Source organism: Kribbella sp. NPDC055071 (assembly GCF_053608045.1).
Map to the genome: position 1 here is coordinate 1 of NZ_JBSGUS010000067.1, position 1,672 is coordinate 1,672.

Annotated in this window: 1 protein-coding gene; it reads right to left on the reverse strand. The window is 67.3% G+C overall.

The window, feature by feature from the left end:
• Positions 1-339 precede the first annotated feature (339 nt).
• Positions 340-1,419, reverse strand: coding sequence for an IS110 family transposase (locus ACWF4Z_RS38220; RefSeq protein ID WP_452248103.1), 1,080 nt, complete (start codon positions 1,417-1,419; stop codon positions 340-342).
• Positions 1,420-1,672: the final 253 nt, after the last annotated feature.

Consider the following 1,672-nt stretch of genomic DNA (forward strand, 5'->3'; position numbering starts at 1 on the left):
CGACCAGGGAAGGACGCAGCTGATATGGAGTGGTTGGTTGTCAAGAGGGCAGGGTGAGGCGCCCGTCTCGGGTTTGCCGTGGCGGGCGCCTCGTGGGGTTGCCGGGCCCCTGTTGGCCTGGAGGTGGTGAGCGTGTCGTTGGCGACGCGTGGTCAGGCTGATATGCGCGGGTTGGTTACCGCAGAACGGGTTGTTCGGCTGGAGCGGGTCGCGTGTCTATCCTCGAGCGTGGCCGACGCCGGGTGGCGTTGGCTGTCTCATAGCTGCGGCGCGGGTCGCTCCTCGCGCTTGTCACCACTGTTTTGGCCGGGGGTGGAGCACCCCGGTCGGTGGGGGTTGTTATTCGAGGATGGCCAGGGACCAGCACCAGCCGGCGAGTTCGCGGGCGATCGCGGTGTTGGCGACGGCGTGGTGTTTGTGTCGCTGGTTGAACGTGATCCAGCGTGCGTGGAGGCGCTGGTTGCCTTGGTGGCCGCGGGTTCGTGCCTGCGGGCCGGCCAGTTCCCACCGGTCGTGCAGGGTCTTGCCGACGGTGTAGCGGGTGCGGTGGTGCCAGGCAGCCTCGATCAGTAGCCGGCGGACGTGGGTGTTACCGGTCTTGGTGATCGGGCCCTGGGTCCGTGACGCACCGGAGGAATGTTCGCTGGGGACCAGGCCGACGAACGAACCGATGGTGTTGCCGGTGAACCGGTGCCAGTCGCCGATCTCGACCGCCAGCGCGAACCCGGTCAAAGTGGCGATCCCGCGCAGGCACCCCAGCCGGCGCACGAGCGGGGTGAACTCGCTGTCGGCGGCCATCGCTGCGAGCGTGGTGTCGAGGCGGTCTTGTCGGGCCTTGACCATCAGCACCGCTTCGTAATCGGAGGCGAACGTCATCTGCACCGCCGGGTTGGTGAACCGTTGCCGGCGAAGCCATTCGTCATGAACACCGGTCCAGGCATTGCCACCGGAATAGACAATGCCCTGGCGCAGCAACAGTTTCGACAACCGATGCCGAGCGCGCATCAGATCGACACGACAGTCGTCGCGGGCCCGGACCAGATCACGGGCCGCTTCCTGCTCGACGCTGGGCACGACCACCGCCGTGACTTCGTCCAGCCTCAGCAACCGGGCCAGATGGACCGCGTCCCTGGCGTCGGTCTTGACCCGATCACCCGACAGACGCTGCAACTTCGACGGTGCCGCGACCACACACCGGACCCCTGCCGCGTTCAAGTACCGCGACAACCCGAACCCGGTCGGACCGGCCTCATAAACAGCCGCAGACGGCCCCGGCAAACCCCGGATCCAGCCCAGCACCTGGTCATACGACGGAACCAGCCTCGCCCGCACGAGCTCGCCCGTCACACCATCGATCGCTGCCGCCGCGACCGACCTGGCGTGCACGTCGAGCCCAACACTCGTACGCTCGGTAAACACCGGGGCCTCCCACAATTGTTGGACAGGCCGAGCAGGCACACCCCGCTCGGTAACCCACGAATCTTGTGCGCGAGGCCCCGGCCCGCAACCCCCAGGGACTCCTCAAAGACCCGGTGTTCCCCTCGATCGCCGCCAACCCCGCCGGCGCACCGGAGATGTCAACGTGGAGCACGCGCAGCGCAGCGAGCATGAACGACGTTGACACCGACCAGCGCCGGCACACAATCACCGAGCGAGGAAACACCAGGCCCCC